Origin of the sequence: Pseudoalteromonas sp. SCSIO 43095 (assembly GCF_023650455.1) — a bacterium.
Lineage (GTDB): Bacteria > Pseudomonadota > Gammaproteobacteria > Enterobacterales > Alteromonadaceae > Pseudoalteromonas > Pseudoalteromonas tetraodonis.
Genome location: NZ_CP087995.1, coordinates 2,550,684 through 2,571,667, shown reverse-complemented (window position 1 = coordinate 2,571,667; position 20,984 = coordinate 2,550,684). Strand labels below are relative to the sequence as shown.

Sequence of the window (20,984 nt, the reverse complement as noted above, 5' to 3'; positions counted from 1 at the left end):
TTAATTAAAGGCAATTTTACGCGAAATACTGCGCTTTAGAAACTTAACGTGGATGATTTAATGTATTTTGTAAGTCGAGTAACAGGTCTTTTTTCGCCGGTGTAGTTTTAGGTGTCGCGGCTTGAGGTATAAATAAAACCAACTGAGTCCCAGGTTTTAATACGCTTGAGGCAGATAATTTATTCCAACGCGCTAAATCGCTATGAGCAACGCCGTATAACTGACTTATATTCCAAAGGTTATCACCGGGTTTTACGTGGTAATCTACCTCGATGGTTGGAATGATTTGCTCTTTTTGTTCTAGATAAGGGCTTATTTTATAGTTAATAGTGAGCGACTCAGGCAAAGTTTGCGGCTCCCCTAAAATAAGCTTTTCGCCAACGCCAATAAAGTTATTTTGCTTATTATTGAGCTGTTTTAATACTTCTAAAGGCAAGCCAAAATGCCTAGCAATACCGTACAGCGTGTCATTTTTCTTAACGATGTATTCGCCTGCAAAATTGGCTTTAAAAAAGCGGTTTTTTAATAAAGCTTGTTGCTCTATAGGTAATAACAGAGTGTGCGGTCCATGGGGAGAGCTTTGATTTTTTAAATAACCCCGATTAAGGGCATGCAGTTGTTTGGCGCCCATGCCAGAGAGCTTGGCCATAACTGAAAAATCAAACTGTTTTGCCACATTTAGTGAGGTAGTCAGTGCTTTATAAGGAAGCTTTGGCCGTTTAAAATTTGCCTTAGGGTGTTTCACTAAATAGCTCAGTGCTAGTAGTTTTGGTACATAGTCTGCGGTTTCTTTTGGCAGTGTTAGTGCCCAAAAGTCAGTTGATTTACCTCGTTTTTGATTGCGTTTTATAGCGCGCTTAACTCGGCCTTCACCGGTATTATAGGCCGCAAGTGCATGTAGCCAATTACCATCAAAACGTTTATGTAAATAGCTTAAATAATCAAGTGCCGCATCGGTTGAGGCTAATACATCCTGGCGTCCGTCATACCATTGATCTGATTTAACCCCAAAATGATGCGCGGTTGCTGCAACGAGTTGCCACACTCCCACAGCGTGCTCGCTTGAGCGTGCGGTAGGTCTAAAGCCACTTTCTACAAACGGTAATAAGGCGAGCTCCATCGGCAAGCGCTTTTGATCAACTTTTTTTACAATATGGTATAAAAAAGGCGCTGCACGTCGAGACACTATTTTTAAATAATTAGGCTGTTTTAAATACCAGTTAATGCGTTTTTTTAACGCCTGATTTTGCTCAACCGGTAAATGTAAGTTATCAGCAATACGTGCCCATAACTCTGTGGGTTGAGCTATTTCAGGGGCTTTGGCTGTGGCTTTTTTATTAATGACTTTGTGAGTGTTTTTAGAGGTCGGCGTATTTGATAATGCCGGTTTTGACTCTACAGGTGTGGGAACTGCAGGCGCAATGATCTCTGGCTGAGTGGTTTTACAGCTGCATAGCAATACAATGGCAAAGCATAAGATCAAGTGACGCATTTTGTTCCTTTTTAAAAAATATATTTCCATATTTTAACACAATCCATTGTGTTCAGTTATTGACTGTTTTTAGCGCGAAGTAATCCCGATTGCAAAAATAAGTGACTTGATTTTATATCAAGTGGTTCTTGTTGATAAGGTTTTAGTGCCTCGCTAGGGAAGTTTTTTTGTAATTGCTCAATACTGGTTTCAGGGTTGTTTTTAACATGCTCCGTAATCGCTTCTAAAAACGTGAGTGACTGTTTTAGTTTAACTTTATCGACTAAATCGCCATGTCCAGGAATAAAAAGTGACAGCGTATTATTATTTATATATTTTTTTAATAAGCGTTGCCATTGCTTAAGCTCGCCATGCCCAGGGTAAGGTAACCAATCGATGATATCACCACCAATTAAGGTTTTACCTTTGTCGGCAAGTAGTGTTAGATCGCCATTGGTATGTGCCTGATGCGGGTTTATAGTGAGTGTATAGCCACCTAAATCTAACGTTTTAGATTCACTAATACTCATTTTTGGTGGTGTTAATTGATAGTCTTGCCAGCGAAATAAGCGCTTTTTAGCGCGGGTAAGCTTTTCTCGCCATTGAACTTGCTCAGCATCGGGTAAGGTGGCTAATCGTTGATAGCTCAGCTCAATGCTTTTCTCGAATCCCTCTAGCTTGTCTATTAAGGCTTGCTGGTAAAGCGAAAAGTCGTTAGCGACTTGTTGATGAGTAATAAGTTTTACGTCTGGGAAGTAATGCTGCATAACCGCCATCCCCAGTAAGTGATCGTCATGAAAGTGGGTTGCAACTAAATAACACAAAGGCGTCTTTAGGCGTTGTTTTAGCTCGGTTACCAGTTGTTCTACCACCGCAAAGTTACCACTGGCATCAACGAGTAATGCACATTCACTGCCTTCAATTAATACTTGGTTAGAATCGTAAAAACGAAGTCTTTCAGGTTGCTTAAGAAATTGAATATTAGCTGACAACGGTTGCCACTCAATTGCTGCCTCGCTTTTTGTTTGCATAAGCAAGCAAATTAAAGGCAGTAAGCACTTACCTATTTTTTGAGTTTTACTTAAAAATGGTTGCATCTTTATTTCTAGCTGTATTTTTGACGGTAAAAACAATAAAAGCGCAAGATGCGCTTTTATTTAGTGTGCTCAGAATTCGAGCTTAAGTATTGACTCAATTTATCAATCAGTTGATCTTGATATTCAAGCTCAACTGATTTTTGAGTTTTCGCTTCAAGCAATTCGTGGCTTAAATTTAAGGCAGCCATAAGTAATGCTTTTTGATCGTTTCTGACTGTTGAACGTTGTTTCATTTGTTCAACTAAATCATTCAGATTTTTGGCGGCCGCTTTTAGTGCCTCTTCTTGCCCCGCAGGACAAGCAAATTGCTGCTCTTTACCAAGCAATTCAACAGTGACTCGCTGGTTTTGCAGCTCAGACATTAGCTTGCCTGTTGCGCGCTTTGTAATTTATCTAACAATGATGACAAGGTGGTACTTGCATCTTTTTGTTTTTCTTCATTTTCAAGGGCTTCTAACTGCAATAACTCATTTTCATCAAGTAGCTTGCTGTTTTGCTCTTTAAGCTCTGTAATATCAGTTTGTAACTGATTATTACGGGTAATTAGTTGGTCGATCAGTTGTTCGAGTTGTTGAAGAGTGTTGTTGTTCATAAATGCGCTCATATAACTGTAATTAATGTCATGCAAATGTAAAGCAAAGTGTGTTTATTTGCCAGCATTTACGCTGGTTTTAGGTGATTTTTATTCTATGTTAAGGGATAATTCACGCTATTGGCTTTTTCATTCAGAAGCGGTTCACGTAAACCCCCGCTTTTGCTGGTATCGACTGTCAAAGTAGTGTGCTTATGGTTCACTGATTTTATTAAATAGCGTATGGTGAAAATAAATAATGCTTAGTTACAGACACTCCTTTCATGCGGGTAACCCTGCTGATGTACTTAAACATTTAGTGTTAGCGCAAGTACTGGGTTATCAAACAATTAAAGATAAGCCGCTTGACTATATTGATACGCATTCGGGGGCTGGTTTTTTTGAGCTTGCTGCACCTGACGCGCAAAAAACCCAAGAGTACCAAGATGGCATTGAAAAACTGTGGCAACATACTAGCCAACACAGTGCCTTAAATGACTACATTGAGCTAATAAAATCATTTAATGAGAGCGCATCGCTGGCGTTTTACCCAGGCTCACCAAAAATAGCCGAGCACTTTTTACGCCGTCAAGATAAGGGCTGGTTTTTTGAGCTGCATCCGCGAGATTTAGTCTTACTTAAAGAAAACATGCAAGGTAAGCGCTCTATTCGTGTACGCGGCGAAAATGGATTTGCAGGCTTAATTGGTTTGTTACCGCCAGCTTCGCGCAGAGCCTGTGTGTTAATAGACCCACCTTATGAAATAAAAGACGATTACAATACGGTAGTACAAACCATTGTTAAAGCGCATCAACGCTTTGCAACAGGGACTTACATGATCTGGTATCCGGTTGTGGACAGAGAACGTATTGATAATATGGAGCAGGGTTTAATTGACGCGGGAATTAGAAATATTCAATTATTTGAATTAGGTACCGAAGCCGATACAGAAGTACATGGTATGACTGCCTCTGGAATGATAGTGATAAATCCACCCTGGAAATTAAAACAAGCAATGGATGACGTGCTACCTGAACTAGTAAGCTTGTTGAGTAAGCCAAGTGGCTTTTATCGCAGTGAGCAGTTAGTTGCCGAATAAAAATAAATAAGCCCAGTTTAACTGGGCTTTATACTGTTCTGCTTAGATGCGGAGTATTGTTACGCTTAATTAAAAGTAAACAGCGTTAAAGGTAGCAAGTTGCTTGCCTGCCTCATTTTGTAATACTAATTTTTCACCGTTAATTTGCCATTGTGTTGCTGCTTGCAGCACACCCGCCATGGCACTTTCTTGTTCCATATTTTCATGACACATTTTTTGCGTGGTAGCTAACTGCGTAAAAGTAACCGTTTGCTTCGATACTTCATAACCGCCATTAAAGTTATTGCACCCTAAAAAACCGTGCACAGTGTTGTCACTATTAAATTGAATAAATGGCTCTTTAGTATTCACTTCAACGGGATTGCCGTCGATTGAAACGGCTTTGAAGTAGGTATTTACTAAGTCAACGTCTGGCTTTGACGCTACTTTTGAAACAATAATTTCTAAAGGCTCTGCTGAGGCCGTATTAGCAAAAGGCGAGTTACTTGTTGTGCTAGTGTATAGTAAGTTTCCTTGATTATTAATGGTTGCGCGCACGCTGTAGCGATGGGCTGGATCAATTTTTTCAAGGTTGTATTCAAGCTCTACTTTATACGGAGGTGCGCCTACTAAATCAATTACCTGCTCAGAAATAACGGTTGCTGCTACATCCATTTTTGACACATCAACCAAGGTAACGGTTAGCTGTGAATTAGGCGCTAATAGGCTGCGATCTAGGTAGCTAACTTGTACTGGTAGAAAGGCTGTTGTTTGTTTCACAGCGCTATTTTGCTGTGTGGTGTCATCGTTACATGCGCTAAGCATAAGAGTGCCACTTGCTAAAAAACATAGGCCTGCAACCGACTTTAAGATTGAGTTTGGCTTTGGTGAGAACATAACAGTTCCTAGATATAATTACGGATATAAACAATAGCATACGGCTAAGTTACTTAATCATCGCTTAACTTGTAAATACAGCCAATACAGAAAGCTGAGATATAAAAAAAGACGCTAGGCGCCTTGATTCGTTACTTATTTTTTAACGTATTTAGTTAAAATTACAATACGTTGTCCATCAACACGCCCTTCAATATGTTCTGGGTTGCTGGTTAAGCCAATATTGCGCACAGCAGTACCGCGCTTTGCCGTTAAGCTGCTACCTTTCACATCTAAGTCTTTTATTAAGGTGACGGTATCGCCAGCTTGTAGCACTACGCCATTACTATCAATGTGTTTAATATCATCATCTTCAGCAAGCGCTTGCTGAGCCCATGTTAATGTGTCTTCTTCAAGGTAAATCATATCAAGTGCGTCTTGTGCCCAGCCATTATCGGCTGCTAGTCGTATCAGCATGCGATAAGCAACAACTTGTACCGCCGGTGTTTGGCTCCACATGCTGTCATTTAAACAATGCCAATGAGTAGGAGTTAAATCGCGGGTGCCCTCAATTTGATCTTTACATGTTTGACAGGTGTAAATGCATTTATCTGAATGAGCTTCGGTAACTGGAGGTACTTCGTATACAGTTAAGTTATCTGTTGCTGCGCAGAGTTCACATTGGTTGTTGCTACGCTCTATTAAGGCTTGTTCAATGCTCATATTAGGGGCTCTTGAGAGTTTATAAAAAATTTATAAACACATTATACCTTATAACCATAACCTTTGGGTATGCTCAGAGCGGCTGATAGCAGCAAAACCTTATAAAAAATAAGGTTAATAAAGGTTTTTATTTTATGAATATAAATTGTAACTCTTCACCAAGACAAACTATTTTCTAAGGATCTTTTTTAGCTATTGGCTGATCCTGCCAGTATGCCAAGCTAGAGCGATTACCCTATTTCTCTAGCTTTAATGAATTTAAACAGCATAAATATCACTGAAATAGTTGAGCAAACTAAAATTCAGTTACAAGAAAATAAAACACTCAGCGGCACTGGTAAAGTCATCGGGCGCAGAAGGTATCATCAAACCGGCATTACAAAACCCGCATCAAACTTTGCATGTTGATGAGACTGGCATTAATATTGGCGGTAAACGGTGATGGCTTCATGGTGCATCAACGGCTTGGTGGACTTATTTTTATCCTCATGAAAAAAGAGGAAAAATAGCGATGGATGAGGGCGGTATTTTACCGCACTTTACCGGTGTGCTATGCCATGACCATTGGAAGCCATATTATCAATATACCCAATGCCAACATGCATTATGTAATGCTCACCACATCCGAGAATTAGAAAGGGCTTGGGAGCAAGACGGCATGCAATGGGCGAAGGATATGCAAACCTTACTTAAAGAAATAAATAAAGCTCAAATAGATAATCCCGACCTAGATAAAGGGGCTAAACAGAAATATCGTGATCAATATCAAAAAATATTGCTTCAAGGTGACGTTAAATGTCCACCACCAGATAAAAGTAGTCGAGTGAAAGGTCAGCGAGGCCGATTAAAGCGAACCAAACCCCGAGTATTATTGGAACGACTAAGAGATTATCAAGATGATGTTTTACGTTTCATGATGAGCACTGGCGTGCCATTTACCAACAACCAAGGCGAGAATGATATTAGGATGACCAAGGTCCATCAAAAAATACCGGGGTGTTTTAGAAGTAGACAAGGAGCTGAAATGTTCTGCTTGCTGAGAAGCTATTTATCGACTTGCAAAAAACAATATGTATCTGCAAGCCTAGCCCTTGAGTTATTATTCAAAAATTAGCTGCCTGATATATTCATTTCAGATGAGGCTGAATAGTTACAAAAGCTTTTTATTTTAGGCTTAGTTGCTTGTTTTATATTCGAATTAAAATTGCAGCAAGTCTTTAAAGTTTCACTATACTGGTTAGGTATAACAATAAAATAACGCTTACATCACTGCAAAACAGGAAGGGTAATGCCAAATAATCCAGACGTAAAAAATTCATCTATTTTGGTCACTCAATATATTGCTAGGCAACCCATTTTTCATGCTGATAGAAGCATTTTTGCCTTTGAGTTACTTTATCGCGATTCAGTTAATAATGCTTTTCCTGCGGGAACAACCGACGGGCAGGCCACTGGGCGACTTTTTTTTAATGCGTTAATGCTGGTTGGGGTGGAAAAGCTGGCGCTTAATCAGACCGTGTTTATAAACCTATCTAGCGAAGGGCTTTTAGAGGATTTACCTACATTATTGCAGCCTGAAAATACTGTAATTGAAATTGTTGAGCGTACTGAAAATATCGAGCTTGTTACTCAACGAGTAACTGAGCTAAAAAAAGCAGGGTATGTATTTGCGTTAGATGATTATGACGCGCATAAAAAATGGCAACCTTTGCTCAATTTGGTTGATTATATAAAGCTTGAAGTAGAAGAGCCTATAATAAAAACCACCATGCTACTTAAAAAGCTCAAACGCAATCACCCTGAGGTTAAAATAGTGGTAGAGCGAATTGAAACCTATGACGAATTTAGGCAGCTTAAAGAGGCTGGATGCGATTACTTTCAAGGATTCTTTTTTGCACAGCCAGAAATGCTCAGTTACGGTAATGTTGAGCCGTTAAAAATGGCGGTTTTTGATTTATTGCGCTGCACATCTCGTCCTGACTTGGATTTTAATGAAATTAATCAACGTATTTCTAAAGATGTGGGTTTAACCGCACGTGTTCTCAAACTAGTTAATGCTCGCTCTGCTAATAAAAATTTAGTGATTACGTCAATTCCACAAGCGGTTGTGTATTTAGGGGAAGATTCTATTAGAAAGTTTGTACGAGTACTGGTGCTGAGCGAACTTGGCTCAGACAAGCCTAGTGAACTTACTCGTTTAGGCTTATGTCGAGCGCAGTTTATGCAAATAATTTTAGAGCCTGGCGGAAAAGTCATTGCAGAACAAGGTTATTTAGTCGGCTTAATGTCGGTGCTTGATGCTATTTTAGATATGGAACTGGAAGCTATTGCCAAAGAGTTTAGTTTAGGGGCTGAATTATCTGGTGCACTTTTAAGTTTTGAAGGCATGATGGGTAATTCATTGCATTTAGTCAAAGCGGTAGAAGAAGATAACTGGCTAATGGCTAAAAAGTTGTTAGAAACTATTCGCCCAGCCTCGAATATTGAGACCGTATTTAGCGCCATGTTGGATGCACGCCAGTATGCGGATGAGTTATTAGCCACCATTATTGAACAAGACTAACGCAAAGCGTTTGGGTATGATTGGCACATATTGATTTTACTTAGTACAACAGCATGCGTTTATTTTTACCTATCACGACTATTTTAATAGCCTTAGCTTTATTAATCCCCGGGGTGACTCAGCCAGTGCTGAGTATGGAAGGCAAAATTGATAAATCTAAACTTGCTCAAGCCGGTATTGAAATGCTGGCAGATGAAGGAAATCAAAACACCCGCAATATGCTAATGATGATCTCGAGTATGCTGGGATTAGACAAACTTGAAGGCGAGATCAGCGCTTATCAAAAAACGCGCAGTATTTGGAGCACCGTTAACGAACTGGCCGATAACAAAAACTACTTAGTGGCGATATTAGTGGCGTTTTTTTCAATAGTGATTCCAACAATTAAGCTGCTGCTTCAATTGTTTTATTGTGCACTGAAGGAGACTTCATTTAAGTACAAGCTTGGTAAAGTGATAATTGGCTTAAGTAAATGGAGTATGGTGGATGTGTTTGTTATTGCATTAATCGTGGCTTACATGGCTGGTAATGCAAACGCGAACTCAGAAGACTTACTAAATGTGCATGCTGAGTTTGGTACTGGTTTTTGGTATTTTACCGGCTATTGCCTGTTCGCTATTGCGGCTAGTAGCTTGATAAAGCCAGTGGTAAAAACCAGTTAATTATTGAGTTTTAAACGCAGTTACCATAAACTTTAAATGTCTATTTATTATTAGGTTAATTCATTGCAACGTATTTACTGTATTTTACTCACGCTAACTTTGCTACTCACTTTTGTGGGTCAAGCCGTTGCGTCTGTATCTATGGTATGTGATGTGCCGCATATGAACATGGCAACCCATGCATCGATGCAGCATAGTGAAATGGCGATGAGTGACGACACTGATACAACAACCATGTCTATGGATTGCTGTAGTGAGCAAAGCACGTTAACCCAAGATTGCAGTTGCCCGATGAGTGCTTGTAATTCGCATTCGGCCTTGCATGTAAACTCGCTATTTATAGCTTCCAAATTACCCCCTGAAAAAGTGCACCTTGCTGTCATGCAGCGCAAACCTAATTTTGCACGATCTCTTTATCGTCCTCCTATGCCTGCATAACCGCAGGATAGGTGTATTTAAAATCTAGTCATTTAGCTTTTTGTCATCTATCTGCTTAAAAAATTAATCGTTTTTTATTTTTGAATTTTAAGTGGAGCAAGTGATGAATCACTTCGCAGTATTAAAAGCTGTTTTTGTGAGCAGCTTATTGAGCATTAGTCTCTCTGTACACAGTGCTGAGCTGAGTTTAAATGAGGCAATTAACTATGCCTTAAACCATGAGCCTTGGCTTAAAGCCAGCAAACAAAAACAAACATCAATTGAAGCAAAAAGTATTGCCGCAGGTACCTTACCTGATCCGGTACTCACGCTAGGGTTAATGAACTTACCCACTAATGGTTTTGCTTTTGATCAAGAGAATATGGCCCAATTTAAAGTAGGAATTAGCCAATCGTTAAGCCGAGGCGATAGTTTGGCATTGCAGCAAAAAGCACTGTCTCAGTCGGCTGCGGCAGAGCCTTGGATTCGTAAAGATAGGCTCGCGCAGGTAAAAACCACAGTGACCGAGTCATGGCTCAATGCGTTCAGAGCGCAGCGAACTATTGCACTTATTGAGCAGGACAAAGCCTTGTTTACTCAGCTAATCGATATTACCGAATCAAGTTATGTAAGCTCGGTGGGTAAAACACGCCAACAAGATATTATTCGTGCGCAATTAGAGCTAACCCGCCTTGAAGATAAACTAATGCAACTTGATCAACAGCTTCAAGGTGCTAAAAAGCGGTTAACACAATGGTTGCCCATCGACATGCTAAGCCAGCCTGTTGGTGAGGACTTTTCACAGGTTTCAGCGTTAAAAAACTACACGGAGTTAGAGTTTCAGCAATTAATGGCATTGCTATTAAAGCACCCCGCTATTATGGCGATTGATAATGCAATAGAGGCAAAGCAAACTCAAATCAGTGTGGCCGAGCAAGGCTATAAACCGCAAATTGGTGTGAATATGGGATATGGTTATCGTGATGATATGCCAATGGGGGGCTCGCGAGCAGACCTTTTCTCTGTGGGAGTGAGTATCGATTTACCGCTATTTACCGACAATCGCCAAGATCAACTCGTTAATGCCGCGATTGCTGATAGCGAAGAGGCAAAAACTCAAAAATTAATTGCCCTTAAAAAGCTACAAGGAATGTATTTTAAGGAAGTCAGCCAACTAACACGATTAAGTCAGCGAGCAGCGCTCTATAAAACTAAATTATTGCCGCAAATGGCCGAGCAATCCCAAGCGACCCTTAATGCTTTTACCCGCGATGATGGTAATTTTTCGGATGTGATGCAAGCGCGGATCAGCGAATTAAATGCCAAAATAGACGCACTTAATATTCACGTTGATCAAAAAATTATTATTGCACGGTTAAATTATTACGCCAGTGCTGATGACGCCAGCTTAAAGAACTTAACACAGCAGGAGCTAACCTATGAATACTAATTTAAAATTGTCATTGGTGGCTATATGCAGTGCAGCGCTGACGGCCGGGGTGTTATTGAGCTTGCCAGCTGAGCACACTATGCCAAGCGATAACAAAACCAGTAGTAAAAAAGAGCCGCTTTATTGGGTGGCACCAATGGACAGTAATTATCGTCGTGATGAACCGGGTTTATCACCTATGGGTATGGATTTAGTGCCTGTTTATGAAGAGTCAGACAGTGGTGAAAATGAAGGCCCCGGCAGTGTTAAAATTTCACCTACCGTGATTAATAACTTAGGTGTACGCACGGCACCGGTGGAGTTTGCAGTGCTGGAAAATGAAGTCAACACGGTAGGCTATGTACAATATAACCAAGATCAGCTCATTCATATTCACCCGCGGGTAGAGGGCTGGGTAGAGACATTGTATGTGAAGGCCGCGGGCGATCAGGTTAAACAAGATGAGCCACTTTATACCTTGTATTCACCGCAATTAGTCAACGCCCAAGAAGAGTTTGTTTTAGCGTTAAAGCGCAATAATCCGGTGTTAATTCGTGCGGCTAAAGCACGTTTAAAATCGCTTAATGTGTCTGAGGGTTTTATTTCACGCTTACAAAAAAGTCAGCAAGTGCTACAAAATATTACTTTTTATTCTCGCCAAGGTGGCGTTGTTGATGAGCTTAATATTCGTGAAGGGTTTTACGTTAAACCAGATACATCAATGATGAGTATTGCTCAGCTTGATGAAGTGTGGGTTGAGGCTGAGGTATTTGAACGCCAAGCTGAGCTGATCCGTGTTGGCTTACCGGTAACCATGACACTCGATTATTTAAGTGGTCAACGTTGGCAAGGGCAAGTTGATTATATTTACCCTACTTTAGATGCTAAAAATCGTACTTTACGAGTGCGTTTGCGCTTTAATAACCAAGGTCATCAGTTAAAACCAAATATGTTTGCGCAAGTGAGTATTCATAGCCAAAAAGCTGAAAAGCAGTTAATTGTGCCTAAAGAGGCGGTTATTCGCACTGGTAGCCAAAACCGCATTGTAATTGCGCTTGGTGAGGGGCGTTTTAAATCGGTTGAAGTAACCTTAGGGCGAAGCGATGCGACTCATACTGAGATTTTATCGGGTGTTATGGCAGAAGATGAAGTGGTTACTTCTGCGCAGTTTTTAATTGATTCAGAGTCGAGTAAAAGCTCTGACTTTAAGCGTATGCAAGCACCTTCGCACAGCACAATGACAATGAGTGATAGTGCCCCAAGTATGGCTACTGTGAATGGAGTGATTAATAGCATAGACCCTAGCACGCGAGTTATGAATATTAGTCGTGAGGCGATTGAAAAGTGGGGGCGCGGACCTGCAACTATGGACTTTGTGTTAGCAAAAAATGTAACCATTGAGGCGTTTAAGCTAAATGATGAAGTTACATTTACCTTTAGTATTGAGCAAGGTGAGTTTGTGATCCATACAATGACTTCTGTGCATGCTATGCACAGTCAGCACGAGTAGGAGTGGTTATGATTACAGCAATTATTCGCTGGTCTGTTGTAAATCGTTTTTTTGTACTGTTACTGACCGCTATATTGATTGGTGGCGGCTTGTATGCTGTAAAAAACACCCCAGTAGATGCCTTACCCGATTTATCTGATGTACAGGTTATTGTTAAAACATCTTACCCTGGGCAAGCGCCGCAAGTAGTGCAAGATCAGGTTACATTTCCTATAACCACGGCGATGTTATCGGTACCAGGGGCGCAAACAGTACGCGGTTTTTCGTTTTTTGGTGACTCCTATGTGTACGTTATTTTTGACGAAGACACCGATTTATACTGGGCACGAAGTCGTGTTCAAGAATATTTAAGTCAAGTATCTGCGCGTTTACCTAATACGGCAATTGCAGAGCTAGGCCCCGATGCCACAGGAGTTGGTTGGGTGTATTTATATGCACTCACTGATACCACAGGTAAGCACGATATTAGTCAGCTACGCAGTTTACAAGATTGGTTTTTAAAGTTTGAACTGCAAACTGTGCCCGGTGTATCCGAAGTAGCATCGGTAGGTGGCATGGTGAAACAATACCAAGTTAACGTACAGCCCGATAAGTTACGTGCCTATGGTATTCCGCTAAGCCTTATTCAAACTGCCATTAAGCAAGGCAACCAAGAAATGGGGGCATCAGTTGTTGAAATGGCAGAGGCCGAATACATGGTTACCAGCACTGGCTATGTAAAAAGTGTGGCTGATTTAGAAGCTATTCCTTTAGGTATAAACGCTAACGGTACTGCACTACAGTTACGTGATGTTGCTAATGTGCGTTTAGGTCCTCAAATGCGCCGTGGTGTTGCCGAGCTTAACGGCGAAGGCGAGGTGGCTGGTGGCGTAGTAGTGATGCGCTTTGGTGAAAACGCGCAAAAAACCATAGAGCTCGTCAAAGCTAAATTGGAGTCACTTAAAAAAGGCCTGCCTGAGGGGGTTGAAATTGTACCTGTGTACGATCGCTCTCATTTAATAAAAGACGCTGTTGATAACCTTACCTCTAAACTGATGGAAGAGCTGATTGTAGTGGCATTAGTGTGCGTGGTGTTTTTATTCCATGTACGCTCATCGTTGGTGGCTATTATTACCTTGCCTTTAGGCATACTCACCGCCTTTATTATCATGTATTGGCAAGGGATTAATGCCAATATCATGTCATTAGGCGGGATTGCTATAGCGATAGGTGCCATGACAGATGGTGCGATTGTGATGATTGAAAACATGCACAAACACATGGAGAAAAAGCCGCTAACAAATAAAAACCGCTGGCAAGTGGTGATTGATTCTGCCAGTGAAGTAGGGCCTGCATTATTTTTTAGCTTATTAATCATTACAGTTAGCTTTATGCCGGTGTTTATTTTAGAAGCTCAAGAAGGGCGAATGTTTGCGCCATTAGCGTACACAAAAACCTATGCAATGGCGGCTTCTGCCGGCTTAGCAATTACCTTAGTACCCGTACTGATGGGGTACTTTATTCGCGGTAAGGTGATATCTGAAAATAAAAATCCGGTAAACCGTTTACTGGTAAATAGTTATAAGCCACTGTTAAATATGGTGTTAAAGTTCCCAAAAAGCACCTTGTTGGTGGCACTGATTATTACTTTAGTGGGCCTTTATCCGGTAAATAAAATAGGCAGTGAGTTTATTCCACCTCTTGATGAGGGGGGTTTAATGTATATGCCAACCACTTACCCTGGGATTTCTATTGGTAAAGCGCGCGAGCTATTACAGCAATCCGATAAGCTGATTGCCACTGTGCCCGAGGTAAAAACCGTATTTGGTAAAATTGGACGAGCGGAAACGGCAACCGATCCGGCACCACTGACCATGATTGAAACCTTTATACAGTTTAAGCCTAAAGATCAATGGCGCGAGGGCATGACCACCGAAAAGCTCAAACAAGAGCTGGATGCTTTAGTAAAGTTCCCAGGACTCACAAACGCTTGGGTAATGCCTATTAAAACGCGAATAGATATGCTGGCTACAGGGATTAAAACCCCAGTGGGTATAAAAGTCGCAGGGCCTAATTTGAATGAAATTCAAAAAATAGGTCAACAAATAGAGGCACTGCTTAAAGACTTTCCCGGTACGGCGTCGGTTTACTCAGAGCGAGTAGCGGGTGGGCGTTATATTAAGGTCGATATTAACCGCGAAAAAGCAGCGCGTTATAGTTTAAATATTGCAGATGTGCAGCAAGTGGTCGCAACCGCCATTGGGGGAATGAACGTGACTGAAACGGTTGAGGGTCAAGAGCGATACCCAGTTAATATTCGGTATCCGCAAGCGTATCGTGATTCGCCAGAGGAGTTAATGCTACTGCCTATTGTAACCCCTGCTGGGCAACGTATTGCACTTGCCGACGTGGCTGATGTATACATTAGCGATGGCCCTCCTGGCATAAAAAGTGAAAATGCCCGTTTAAATGGCTGGAGCTTTATTGATATTAAAGATACTGACATTGGCAGCTATGTAGAAAGTGCTCAGCAGTTACTAAACGAGCAGCTAATTTTACCCGCAGGGTATTCTATAACTTGGGCAGGGCAATACGAATATATGGAGCGCGCTAAGGCGAAACTGAGTTATGTGTTGCCGTTAACATTAGCCATTATTGTGGTACTGCTTTACCTGAATTTTAGAAGCTTCACTGAAGTATTTATTATTATGGCGACATTACCCCTGGCGATGATAGGCGGTATCTGGCTCATGTATTTAGAAGGCTTTAACTTCTCTGTTGCTGTGGGGGTCGGCTTTATTGCCCTTGCTGGGGTGGCCGTAGAAATAGGCGTTATTATGTTGGTGTATTTAAACCAAGCGTATAAAGCGCAGGTAGAGGCCGCCTCTCAATTAGGAAAAAGCATGAGTATTGAGCAGCTTAAGCATGCCATATTAGAAGGCGCCGGTTTGCGCGTTCGCCCTGTAATGATGACGGTAGCAACCATAGTGATTGGTCTGTTACCGGTGTTATATGGCACAGGCACGGGCAGTGAAGTAATGAGTCGAATAGCCGCCCCCATGGTTGGCGGTATGTTTAGCGCCATTGTTTTAACATTGCTGGTGTTACCCGCGGTGTATTTATTATGGCGAAAGCGAAATCTATAATTTTTACACTGGTTGTGTAACTTGTACTGAAAAAATCAGTGCAAGTTACCCAAACTTAGTCTAGCCACTGATTTTATTATATTTTTTATTGGCATGATTCACGCATCTATTTAATCATTAGGGTTAAATAGTAAGGAACGCACATGCAAGTTAAAACAATCCAAGAAGTGTTCGATTGGACCGTCCAGTTTCACACACAAATGGCCGCTAATTTTTTTAGTGTAAGGGATTTACTCGGGGAACATAACAAACAGCTAATTGATTATTGTGTAGAGTATGAAAAAAAGCTCGCTGAGGATTTAATTGGCTTTAAAGCCATCACGCAAATAAACACTTTAGATACGTATTGTTATGAATATTTTTCAGGGCACTCAGAAATCATTAACTTTACTGATTTAGATCGCAGTAACCAGTTAGATGAGCAAGTAATTCAAGAATATTTATCAAAGCAGCATCAAAAAGTATTGAACGCATATAGTTATTTGGCTGATAAAGCACAATCACCTGAGGCTCAAGAAAAACTAAGTGAGCTGTTGCAACTTGAAGAGCAAGGATTAAAGCAAATGATACAAAGTATTAACCGCCACGCCGACATGTAGCACTATGTGTTATTTGTCGCTGATTAATACCGCGATTGTATAATTGATATAAAAAGCAAATATAAAAAAAGGCGGCTGTAATTAGCGCCTTTTTGTATTGAAAATAATAGAGCACATTTAACTTTGTTCAACATCAACCATTAAGTCACTCGTAATTGACTCAAGAGCGTTAATTACTTCGTCTTTGTTAAGCCCATTAGGTAGGCTAACGGTGGCAACGGCACTAAAAATTGGCACCCCCCAGTTTGGCGCACTTTGCTGCCTTGAGTTTAAGTTCGTAATATTAGCGCCTTTATGACGAATAACATTTGCCAACTCTTGGACAATACCGGGACGATCGTTCCCGGTGATCACAAAATTAAGCTGCTCGAGTTCAACAGGCTCAATTTCGGTGTTGCCTTTTTCAATACGGACATCTAATTTAGGAAGTCCATTAAGCGCATCTTGAAATGCCTGTAAATGCTCTTCAGCCACCTCAACTTGTATAATGCCAGCAAAGTGGCCAAGCAAATGACTTAAATTACTGCTTAACCAATTACCGTGGTTTTCCAATATAACCGATGAAATACTTTCTACTAAACCGGGGCGATCTTCCCCTATAATGCTTATTACCAACTGCTTCATAATAGTTCTCTTTTTAAGCCCAAATGAAAAAATAAATGCATAGGCATTAAGTGATGCGATCTAATGTATGTGATTCTTAATGTATGTAAAAGCTAACCACAAAAGGATTGTTATATTAGATGCCCATTGAGTATTGTCTTGGATAAATAGTTTGTCCAATTAATAATTGATTTAGTTTATTAATAACACATAAATAAATACAATTATTTAATAAAACAATACGTTAATATTATTTCGTGGTTCCAGTAAAGAATTATTACGACTGTAACATTACTGTCACTTTGATGAAATATAATGCGCCCAACGTTAAGATATAAGGGTGTTTTGATGACTTCAAATCCGAATAAACCGACTTTTAATACGGATCGAAGCCGTCTATTTAAAGACCGGTTTGCTAAGTTTGGCATAACCGCAGGCGGTATAATGGTATTGATAGCACTGCTATTGATCTTTTTTTACCTTCTTTATGTAGTGCAGCCTATTTTTGAGTCAGCTAAAGTTGAAAAGCGCGCTAGCTTTAATGTTGCTAATGCTGAGCAAATAGTTGGGCTTGGTGTTGAAGAACAAACTGAGGTTGCTTACTTACTTGATAATCAAGGTCAAGTTAACTTCTATAGTGTTGATAAAGCAAACTTTGGTAAAAAACTAAAAACACTTAATGCCACTTTACCTGCGAAGGTAACCAGCTTTGCAAATAGTGCCCCTTTTCAAGGTCATTATGCGTATGGCTTAGAAAATGGCACAGTGATAATTGTAGCGCCTAAGTTTTTAGTCACCTTTCCTAATAATGAACGTAAGCTAACTCCGCGTTTAGGTTATCCACCGGGTGAGATGGCACTCGAAGTTGATGAGCAAGGTGCTGCTATTAAGCGTTTTGCCTTTAGTCATTATGAGGACAAAACAGCCGTTGTGGCACTTACCGCCGATAAACGTGTGGTATTTAGCAGCTTTGTAGCCGAAGAAAATATGTTTACCGGTGAAGTCGAATGGCAAGTTGAACGTACCGAATTGAACATTGATGGTCGCGTAGATGAGTTATTAATGTCGCCGGATACCACCCGCACATTTGTTCGCTCTGCTAATCAAATTTACGTATTCGATACTCGCTACCCAAGTGAAGTAGAGCAAATCCAATTATTATCTGCTAACGAAGAAAACGCTAATATCGTGTCATCACAATTATTAGCTGGCGCAAACTCACTCATGCTGGCCAATGATAATGGTGAAATATCGCAATGGTTTGAAGTAAACACTGACTCAGGTCGCGAGTTTCAAAAAATTCGTTCGTTTGAAACCACCAAGCAAAGTAAGTTAAATATTTTTACTGAGTTTTACCGTCGCACCTTTTTCACAACCGGTCAAAATGGTGAGCTAGGTGTTTATTACACAACCAGTGAAGCAAAGTTGTGGCAAGGTAAAGTCAGTGAAGGTGCAATTGAACAGTTTGCTATTGCTCCGCGTTCAAATGTCGCGCTGATTTTGGCTGATAACAAGCTAACGGTATTAGAAATTCATAACGAACACCCAGAAGTAACGTGGTCAGCGCTTTGGCAAGAAGTATGGTACGAGGGTTACCCTGAGCCGGGTTATATTTGGCAATCAACGTCTGCAAGTGATGATTTTGAATCTAAGTTCTCACTGGTACCAATTTCATTTGGTACTTTAAAGGCTGCTATGTATGCAATGTTATTTGCTGTGCCTATTGCTATTTCAGCCGCTATTTACACCGCTTATTTTATGTCGAGCGAATTACGTCGCGTAGTTAAGCCGACCGTTGAAATAATGGAAGCTCTGCCAACGGTAATACTCGGCTTTTTAGCTGGCTTGTGGTTAGCGCCTTTAATTGAAGAGCACCTGCCGGCTATTGTTGGCTTACTCGTATTACTACCATTAGGTATTTTAGCAACCGCTTTAGGTTGGACTAAATTACCTGCAGCTATTCGCCATAAAATTCCTGAAGGCTCACATTCAATTTTATTAATTCCTGTGGTGTTATTTATTGGTTGGTTGTCATTTGCGATGAGCGAAAGTATTGAACTGTGGATGTTTGATGGCAATGTGCGTCAATACCTAACAAATGAATTAGGCATGACCTTCGATCAGCGTAATTCATTAGTAGTGGGTATTGCGATGGGCTTTGCGGTTATTCCTACTATCTTCTCAATTGCGGAAGATGCGGTATTCAGCGTTCCTAAGCATTTATCGAATGGCTCGTTAGCATTAGGTGCAACGCAGTGGCAAACGCTAATTCGCGTGGTGTTACTAACGGCTAGCCCAGGTATTTTCTCTGCGGTCATGATGGGGTTAGGTCGCGCCGTAGGCGAAACCATGATTGTACTGATGGCAACCGGTAATACGCCGATTATGGATTGGAGTATTTTCCAAGGTATGCGTACCTTAGCCGCTAATATTGCCGTCGAAATGCCGGAGTCGGAAGTGGGGAGCTCGCATTATCGAATTCTATTCTTAGCCGCCTTTGTATTATTCATATTTACCTTTATTTTCAACACCGTTGCTGAATTTGTTCGTCAGCAGCTGCGTGAAAAATATAGCTCAATGTAAGTGGAGAAACACGACATGGTAAAGCAGTGGTTTAGGTCTGGTTCTCCTTGGATTTGGATGACCGGTGGTGCCGTCAGCATCAGTTTAATTTCAGTAATTGGTTTACTCGCCATGATTGCATGGAAGGGATTAAGCTTTTTTTGGCCATCTCAAGTTATGCAATATGAGCTTGAAGGCTCGATTACTAAACAAACCGTTATTGGTGAAATTTACGACCGTGAATTAGTACCTAAGTCGCGTTTAGCGGCAACCGGTATTGATGTTTCTAAATTTGAAAAAGACGAGGTTGAGCGTTTACTAATTAAAACCGGTAACCGTGAGTATGTAGATTTAGACTTTCGCTGGATACTTGAAACTGATATTACACAAAGCTCAGCACCAAAAGCACTCGCGGTATTTGAGCGTAGCAAAAACGGTAACTTTTACGGTTATGTAGAATCAGTAATTAAAGACGGTGAAACAATAACTACAGATAAAGTTGAAACATTACATGATCTTGTAGAGCGTGCGGTTGACTTGAATGACGAAGCACTGAATTTACAAAATGGTGATATTGGTCATATAAACTACGAGTTAGAGCGTTTACGTTTACAGGAAAAAGCCTATTTGCTTGATAACGAGCTAACTGATGAGCGCGTAGCTGAACTTGCTCAAGCCCGTGCTGATTTACGTGCGCAATATGGTGAGCTTGAAAAAGAGTTATTTGCACTGCGTAACCAAGCTAAGCGTGACCAAGTAACTGTGAAAGATATGCGTGGTGAGATTGTTACTATCCCGCTTTATCAAGTGTTGGATGTATGGTTTCCAAACGACATGGGCTTTTTTGCTAAACTAGGCCATTACTTTGTGCAGTTAGGCAAGTTTGTTTCAGATGACCCACGAGAAGCGAATACCGAAGGCGGTGTATTTCCTGCTATCTTTGGTACGGTATTCATGGTGATGTTAATGGCTGTGATTGTGACGCCATTTGGTGTGGTTGCCGCCATTTATTTGCATGAATATGCAGCTAAAAACGCAATTACTAAAATGATCCGTATTGCGGTTATTAACCTAGCGGGTGTTCCGTCAATTGTATATGGTGTATTCGGTCTAGGTTTCTTTGTGTATATGGTAGGTGGCAGTGTTGACCAACTATTTTACCCAGAGTCATCGCCTACGCCTGTATTTGGTACACCCGGTGTGATGTGGTCGGCACTCACCTTGGCTATATTAACTCTGCCTGTGGTAATTGTGTCAACCGAGGAAGGTTTATCTCGTATTCCAAGCACAGTACGTGATGGTTCATTAGCACTGGGCGCGACTAAGGTAGAAACGTTATGGCGAATCATTATTCCTATGGCCAGTCCTGCTATTATGACGGGGTTAATTTTAGCGGTTGCTCGTGCTGCGGGTGAAGTTGCACCGCTTATGCTGGTGGGTGTAGTAAAAATGGCACCAACGTTGCCGCTTGATGGTAACTTCCCTTACATACACTTAGATAGAAAGTTCATGCACTTAGGTTTTCATATTTACGATGTTGGCTTTCAAAGCCCTAACGTTGAAGCGGCGCGTCCGCTGGTATATGCAACGGCCTTTTTGTTAGTGTCGGTTATTATTACCCTTAACATCACCGCCATTGGTATACGCAACCATTTACGTGAAAAATTCAGATCGCTTGAGCATTAATTTAGTATAGGT

The 20,984-nt window shown here is 40.9% G+C and carries 17 protein-coding genes and 1 pseudogene; 11 read left to right on the top strand and 7 right to left on the bottom strand.

All coding sequences use genetic code 11. The annotated features are described in order from the left end of the window. Positions 1-43: 43 nt before the first annotated feature. The 4 genes from LOC50_RS12095 to LOC50_RS12080 are packed head-to-tail and all read right to left on the bottom strand — an operon-like array spanning position 44 to position 3,160. Positions 44-1,492, bottom strand: a complete 1,449-nt coding sequence (locus LOC50_RS12095; RefSeq protein ID WP_250653287.1) for a transglycosylase SLT domain-containing protein — start codon at positions 1,490-1,492, stop codon at positions 44-46. A 56-nt stretch (positions 1,493-1,548) separates the two neighbouring features. Then, positions 1,549-2,568: an MBL fold metallo-hydrolase gene (locus LOC50_RS12090; protein WP_250653286.1), complete on the bottom strand. Its 1,020-nt coding sequence runs from the start codon at positions 2,566-2,568 to the stop codon at positions 1,549-1,551. Between the two features lie 56 nt (positions 2,569-2,624). After that, positions 2,625-2,930 carry a cell division protein ZapA gene (locus LOC50_RS12085; protein ID WP_013466007.1) on the bottom strand — a complete coding sequence of 102 codons (306 nt, stop codon included), beginning with the start codon at positions 2,928-2,930 and terminating at the stop codon, positions 2,625-2,627. Continuing rightward, positions 2,930-3,160 (bottom strand): hypothetical protein, encoded by a 231-nt coding sequence (locus LOC50_RS12080; RefSeq protein ID WP_008113449.1) that lies wholly within the window; start codon positions 3,158-3,160, stop codon positions 2,930-2,932. The genes LOC50_RS12085 and LOC50_RS12080 overlap by 1 nt, the downstream gene beginning before the upstream one ends. 238 nt (positions 3,161-3,398) lie before the next feature. On the opposite strand from LOC50_RS12080, the gene LOC50_RS12075 reads away from it, so the two are divergent. Further along, positions 3,399-4,238, top strand: coding sequence for a 23S rRNA (adenine(2030)-N(6))-methyltransferase RlmJ (locus LOC50_RS12075; protein ID WP_250653285.1), 840 nt, complete (start codon positions 3,399-3,401; stop codon positions 4,236-4,238). A 69-nt stretch (positions 4,239-4,307) separates the two neighbouring features. Here the strand turns inward: LOC50_RS12075 and LOC50_RS12070 are convergent, their stop codons facing one another. Next, positions 4,308-5,114, bottom strand: a complete 807-nt coding sequence (locus tag LOC50_RS12070; protein ID WP_250653284.1) for an META domain-containing protein — start codon at positions 5,112-5,114, stop codon at positions 4,308-4,310. Between the two features lie 135 nt (positions 5,115-5,249). Next, entirely contained in the window at positions 5,250-5,816 is a 567-nt protein-coding gene (locus LOC50_RS12065) for a PhnA domain-containing protein (RefSeq protein ID WP_036980309.1), read from the bottom strand. Between the two features lie 397 nt (positions 5,817-6,213). Between LOC50_RS12065 and tnpC the strand changes: the two are divergent. The 8 genes and pseudogenes from tnpC to LOC50_RS12025 form a co-directional block, all read left to right on the top strand. Then, positions 6,214-6,930: pseudogene (gene tnpC, locus LOC50_RS12060) on the top strand (IS66 family transposase); the annotation flags it as partial. Between the two features lie 174 nt (positions 6,931-7,104). Next, a complete protein-coding gene (locus LOC50_RS12055; protein ID WP_250653283.1) occupies positions 7,105-8,379 on the top strand; it encodes an EAL and HDOD domain-containing protein in 1,275 nt (424 codons plus the stop codon). A gap of 53 nt (positions 8,380-8,432) precedes the next feature. Then, a complete protein-coding gene (locus tag LOC50_RS12050; protein WP_250653282.1) occupies positions 8,433-9,041 on the top strand; it encodes a paraquat-inducible protein A in 609 nt (202 codons plus the stop codon). 63 nt (positions 9,042-9,104) lie between these two features. Beyond that, positions 9,105-9,479 carry a hypothetical protein gene (locus tag LOC50_RS12045; protein WP_036980302.1) on the top strand — a complete coding sequence of 125 codons (375 nt, stop codon included), beginning with the start codon at positions 9,105-9,107 and terminating at the stop codon, positions 9,477-9,479. 103 nt (positions 9,480-9,582) lie between these two features. Further along, a complete protein-coding gene (locus LOC50_RS12040; protein ID WP_250653281.1) occupies positions 9,583-10,908 on the top strand; it encodes a TolC family protein in 1,326 nt (441 codons plus the stop codon). Continuing rightward, positions 10,898-12,397, top strand: coding sequence for an efflux RND transporter periplasmic adaptor subunit (locus LOC50_RS12035; protein ID WP_069439790.1), 1,500 nt, complete (start codon positions 10,898-10,900; stop codon positions 12,395-12,397). The genes LOC50_RS12040 and LOC50_RS12035 overlap by 11 nt, the downstream gene beginning before the upstream one ends. Before the next feature lie 8 nt (positions 12,398-12,405). After that, positions 12,406-15,522 carry an efflux RND transporter permease subunit gene (locus tag LOC50_RS12030; RefSeq protein ID WP_250653280.1) on the top strand — a complete coding sequence of 1,039 codons (3,117 nt, stop codon included), beginning with the start codon at positions 12,406-12,408 and terminating at the stop codon, positions 15,520-15,522. 143 nt (positions 15,523-15,665) lie between these two features. Then, complete coding sequence (locus LOC50_RS12025; protein WP_036980291.1) at positions 15,666-16,121, top strand: hypothetical protein; 456 nt, start codon at positions 15,666-15,668, stop codon at positions 16,119-16,121. A 117-nt stretch (positions 16,122-16,238) separates the two neighbouring features. Here LOC50_RS12025 and LOC50_RS12020 read toward each other — a convergent pair whose 3' ends face one another. Further along, the gene (locus tag LOC50_RS12020; protein WP_069439792.1) at positions 16,239-16,745 is read right to left on the bottom strand and encodes a glycine cleavage system transcriptional repressor; all 507 of its coding nucleotides are present in this window, start codon (positions 16,743-16,745) and stop codon (positions 16,239-16,241) included. A 327-nt stretch (positions 16,746-17,072) separates the two neighbouring features. On the opposite strand from LOC50_RS12020, the gene LOC50_RS12015 reads away from it, so the two are divergent. Then, a complete protein-coding gene (locus tag LOC50_RS12015; RefSeq protein WP_036980289.1) occupies positions 17,073-19,307 on the top strand; it encodes an ABC transporter permease subunit in 2,235 nt (744 codons plus the stop codon). Positions 19,308-19,322: 15 nt separating this feature from the next. Then, positions 19,323-20,972 (top strand): phosphate ABC transporter permease PstA, encoded by a 1,650-nt coding sequence (gene pstA / locus LOC50_RS12010; RefSeq protein ID WP_248474220.1) that lies wholly within the window; start codon positions 19,323-19,325, stop codon positions 20,970-20,972. Positions 20,973-20,984: the final 12 nt, after the last annotated feature.

What these genes read in the sequence shown, in the direction of transcription:
- LOC50_RS12095 (WP_250653287.1), bottom strand. Translation starts at nt 1,492, where the DNA reads ATGCGTCACTTGATCTTATGCTTTGCCATTGTATTGCTATGCAGCTGT.
- LOC50_RS12090 (WP_250653286.1), bottom strand. Translation starts at nt 2,568, where the DNA reads ATGCAACCATTTTTAAGTAAAACTCAAAAAATAGGTAAGTGCTTACTG.
- LOC50_RS12085 (WP_013466007.1), bottom strand. Translation starts at nt 2,930, where the DNA reads ATGTCTGAGCTGCAAAACCAGCGAGTCACTGTTGAATTGCTTGGTAAA.
- LOC50_RS12080 (WP_008113449.1), bottom strand. Translation starts at nt 3,160, where the DNA reads ATGAACAACAACACTCTTCAACAACTCGAACAACTGATCGACCAACTA.
- LOC50_RS12075 (WP_250653285.1), top strand. Translation starts at nt 3,399, where the DNA reads ATGCTTAGTTACAGACACTCCTTTCATGCGGGTAACCCTGCTGATGTA.
- LOC50_RS12070 (WP_250653284.1), bottom strand. Translation starts at nt 5,114, where the DNA reads ATGTTCTCACCAAAGCCAAACTCAATCTTAAAGTCGGTTGCAGGCCTA.
- LOC50_RS12065 (WP_036980309.1), bottom strand. Translation starts at nt 5,816, where the DNA reads ATGAGCATTGAACAAGCCTTAATAGAGCGTAGCAACAACCAATGTGAA.
- LOC50_RS12055 (WP_250653283.1), top strand. Translation starts at nt 7,105, where the DNA reads ATGCCAAATAATCCAGACGTAAAAAATTCATCTATTTTGGTCACTCAA.
- LOC50_RS12050 (WP_250653282.1), top strand. Translation starts at nt 8,433, where the DNA reads ATGCGTTTATTTTTACCTATCACGACTATTTTAATAGCCTTAGCTTTA.
- LOC50_RS12040 (WP_250653281.1), top strand. Translation starts at nt 9,583, where the DNA reads ATGAATCACTTCGCAGTATTAAAAGCTGTTTTTGTGAGCAGCTTATTG.
- LOC50_RS12035 (WP_069439790.1), top strand. Translation starts at nt 10,898, where the DNA reads ATGAATACTAATTTAAAATTGTCATTGGTGGCTATATGCAGTGCAGCG.
- LOC50_RS12030 (WP_250653280.1), top strand. Translation starts at nt 12,406, where the DNA reads ATGATTACAGCAATTATTCGCTGGTCTGTTGTAAATCGTTTTTTTGTA.
- LOC50_RS12025 (WP_036980291.1), top strand. Translation starts at nt 15,666, where the DNA reads ATGCAAGTTAAAACAATCCAAGAAGTGTTCGATTGGACCGTCCAGTTT.
- LOC50_RS12020 (WP_069439792.1), bottom strand. Translation starts at nt 16,745, where the DNA reads ATGAAGCAGTTGGTAATAAGCATTATAGGGGAAGATCGCCCCGGTTTA.
- LOC50_RS12015 (WP_036980289.1), top strand. Translation starts at nt 17,073, where the DNA reads ATGACTTCAAATCCGAATAAACCGACTTTTAATACGGATCGAAGCCGT.
- pstA (WP_248474220.1), top strand. Translation starts at nt 19,323, where the DNA reads ATGGTAAAGCAGTGGTTTAGGTCTGGTTCTCCTTGGATTTGGATGACC.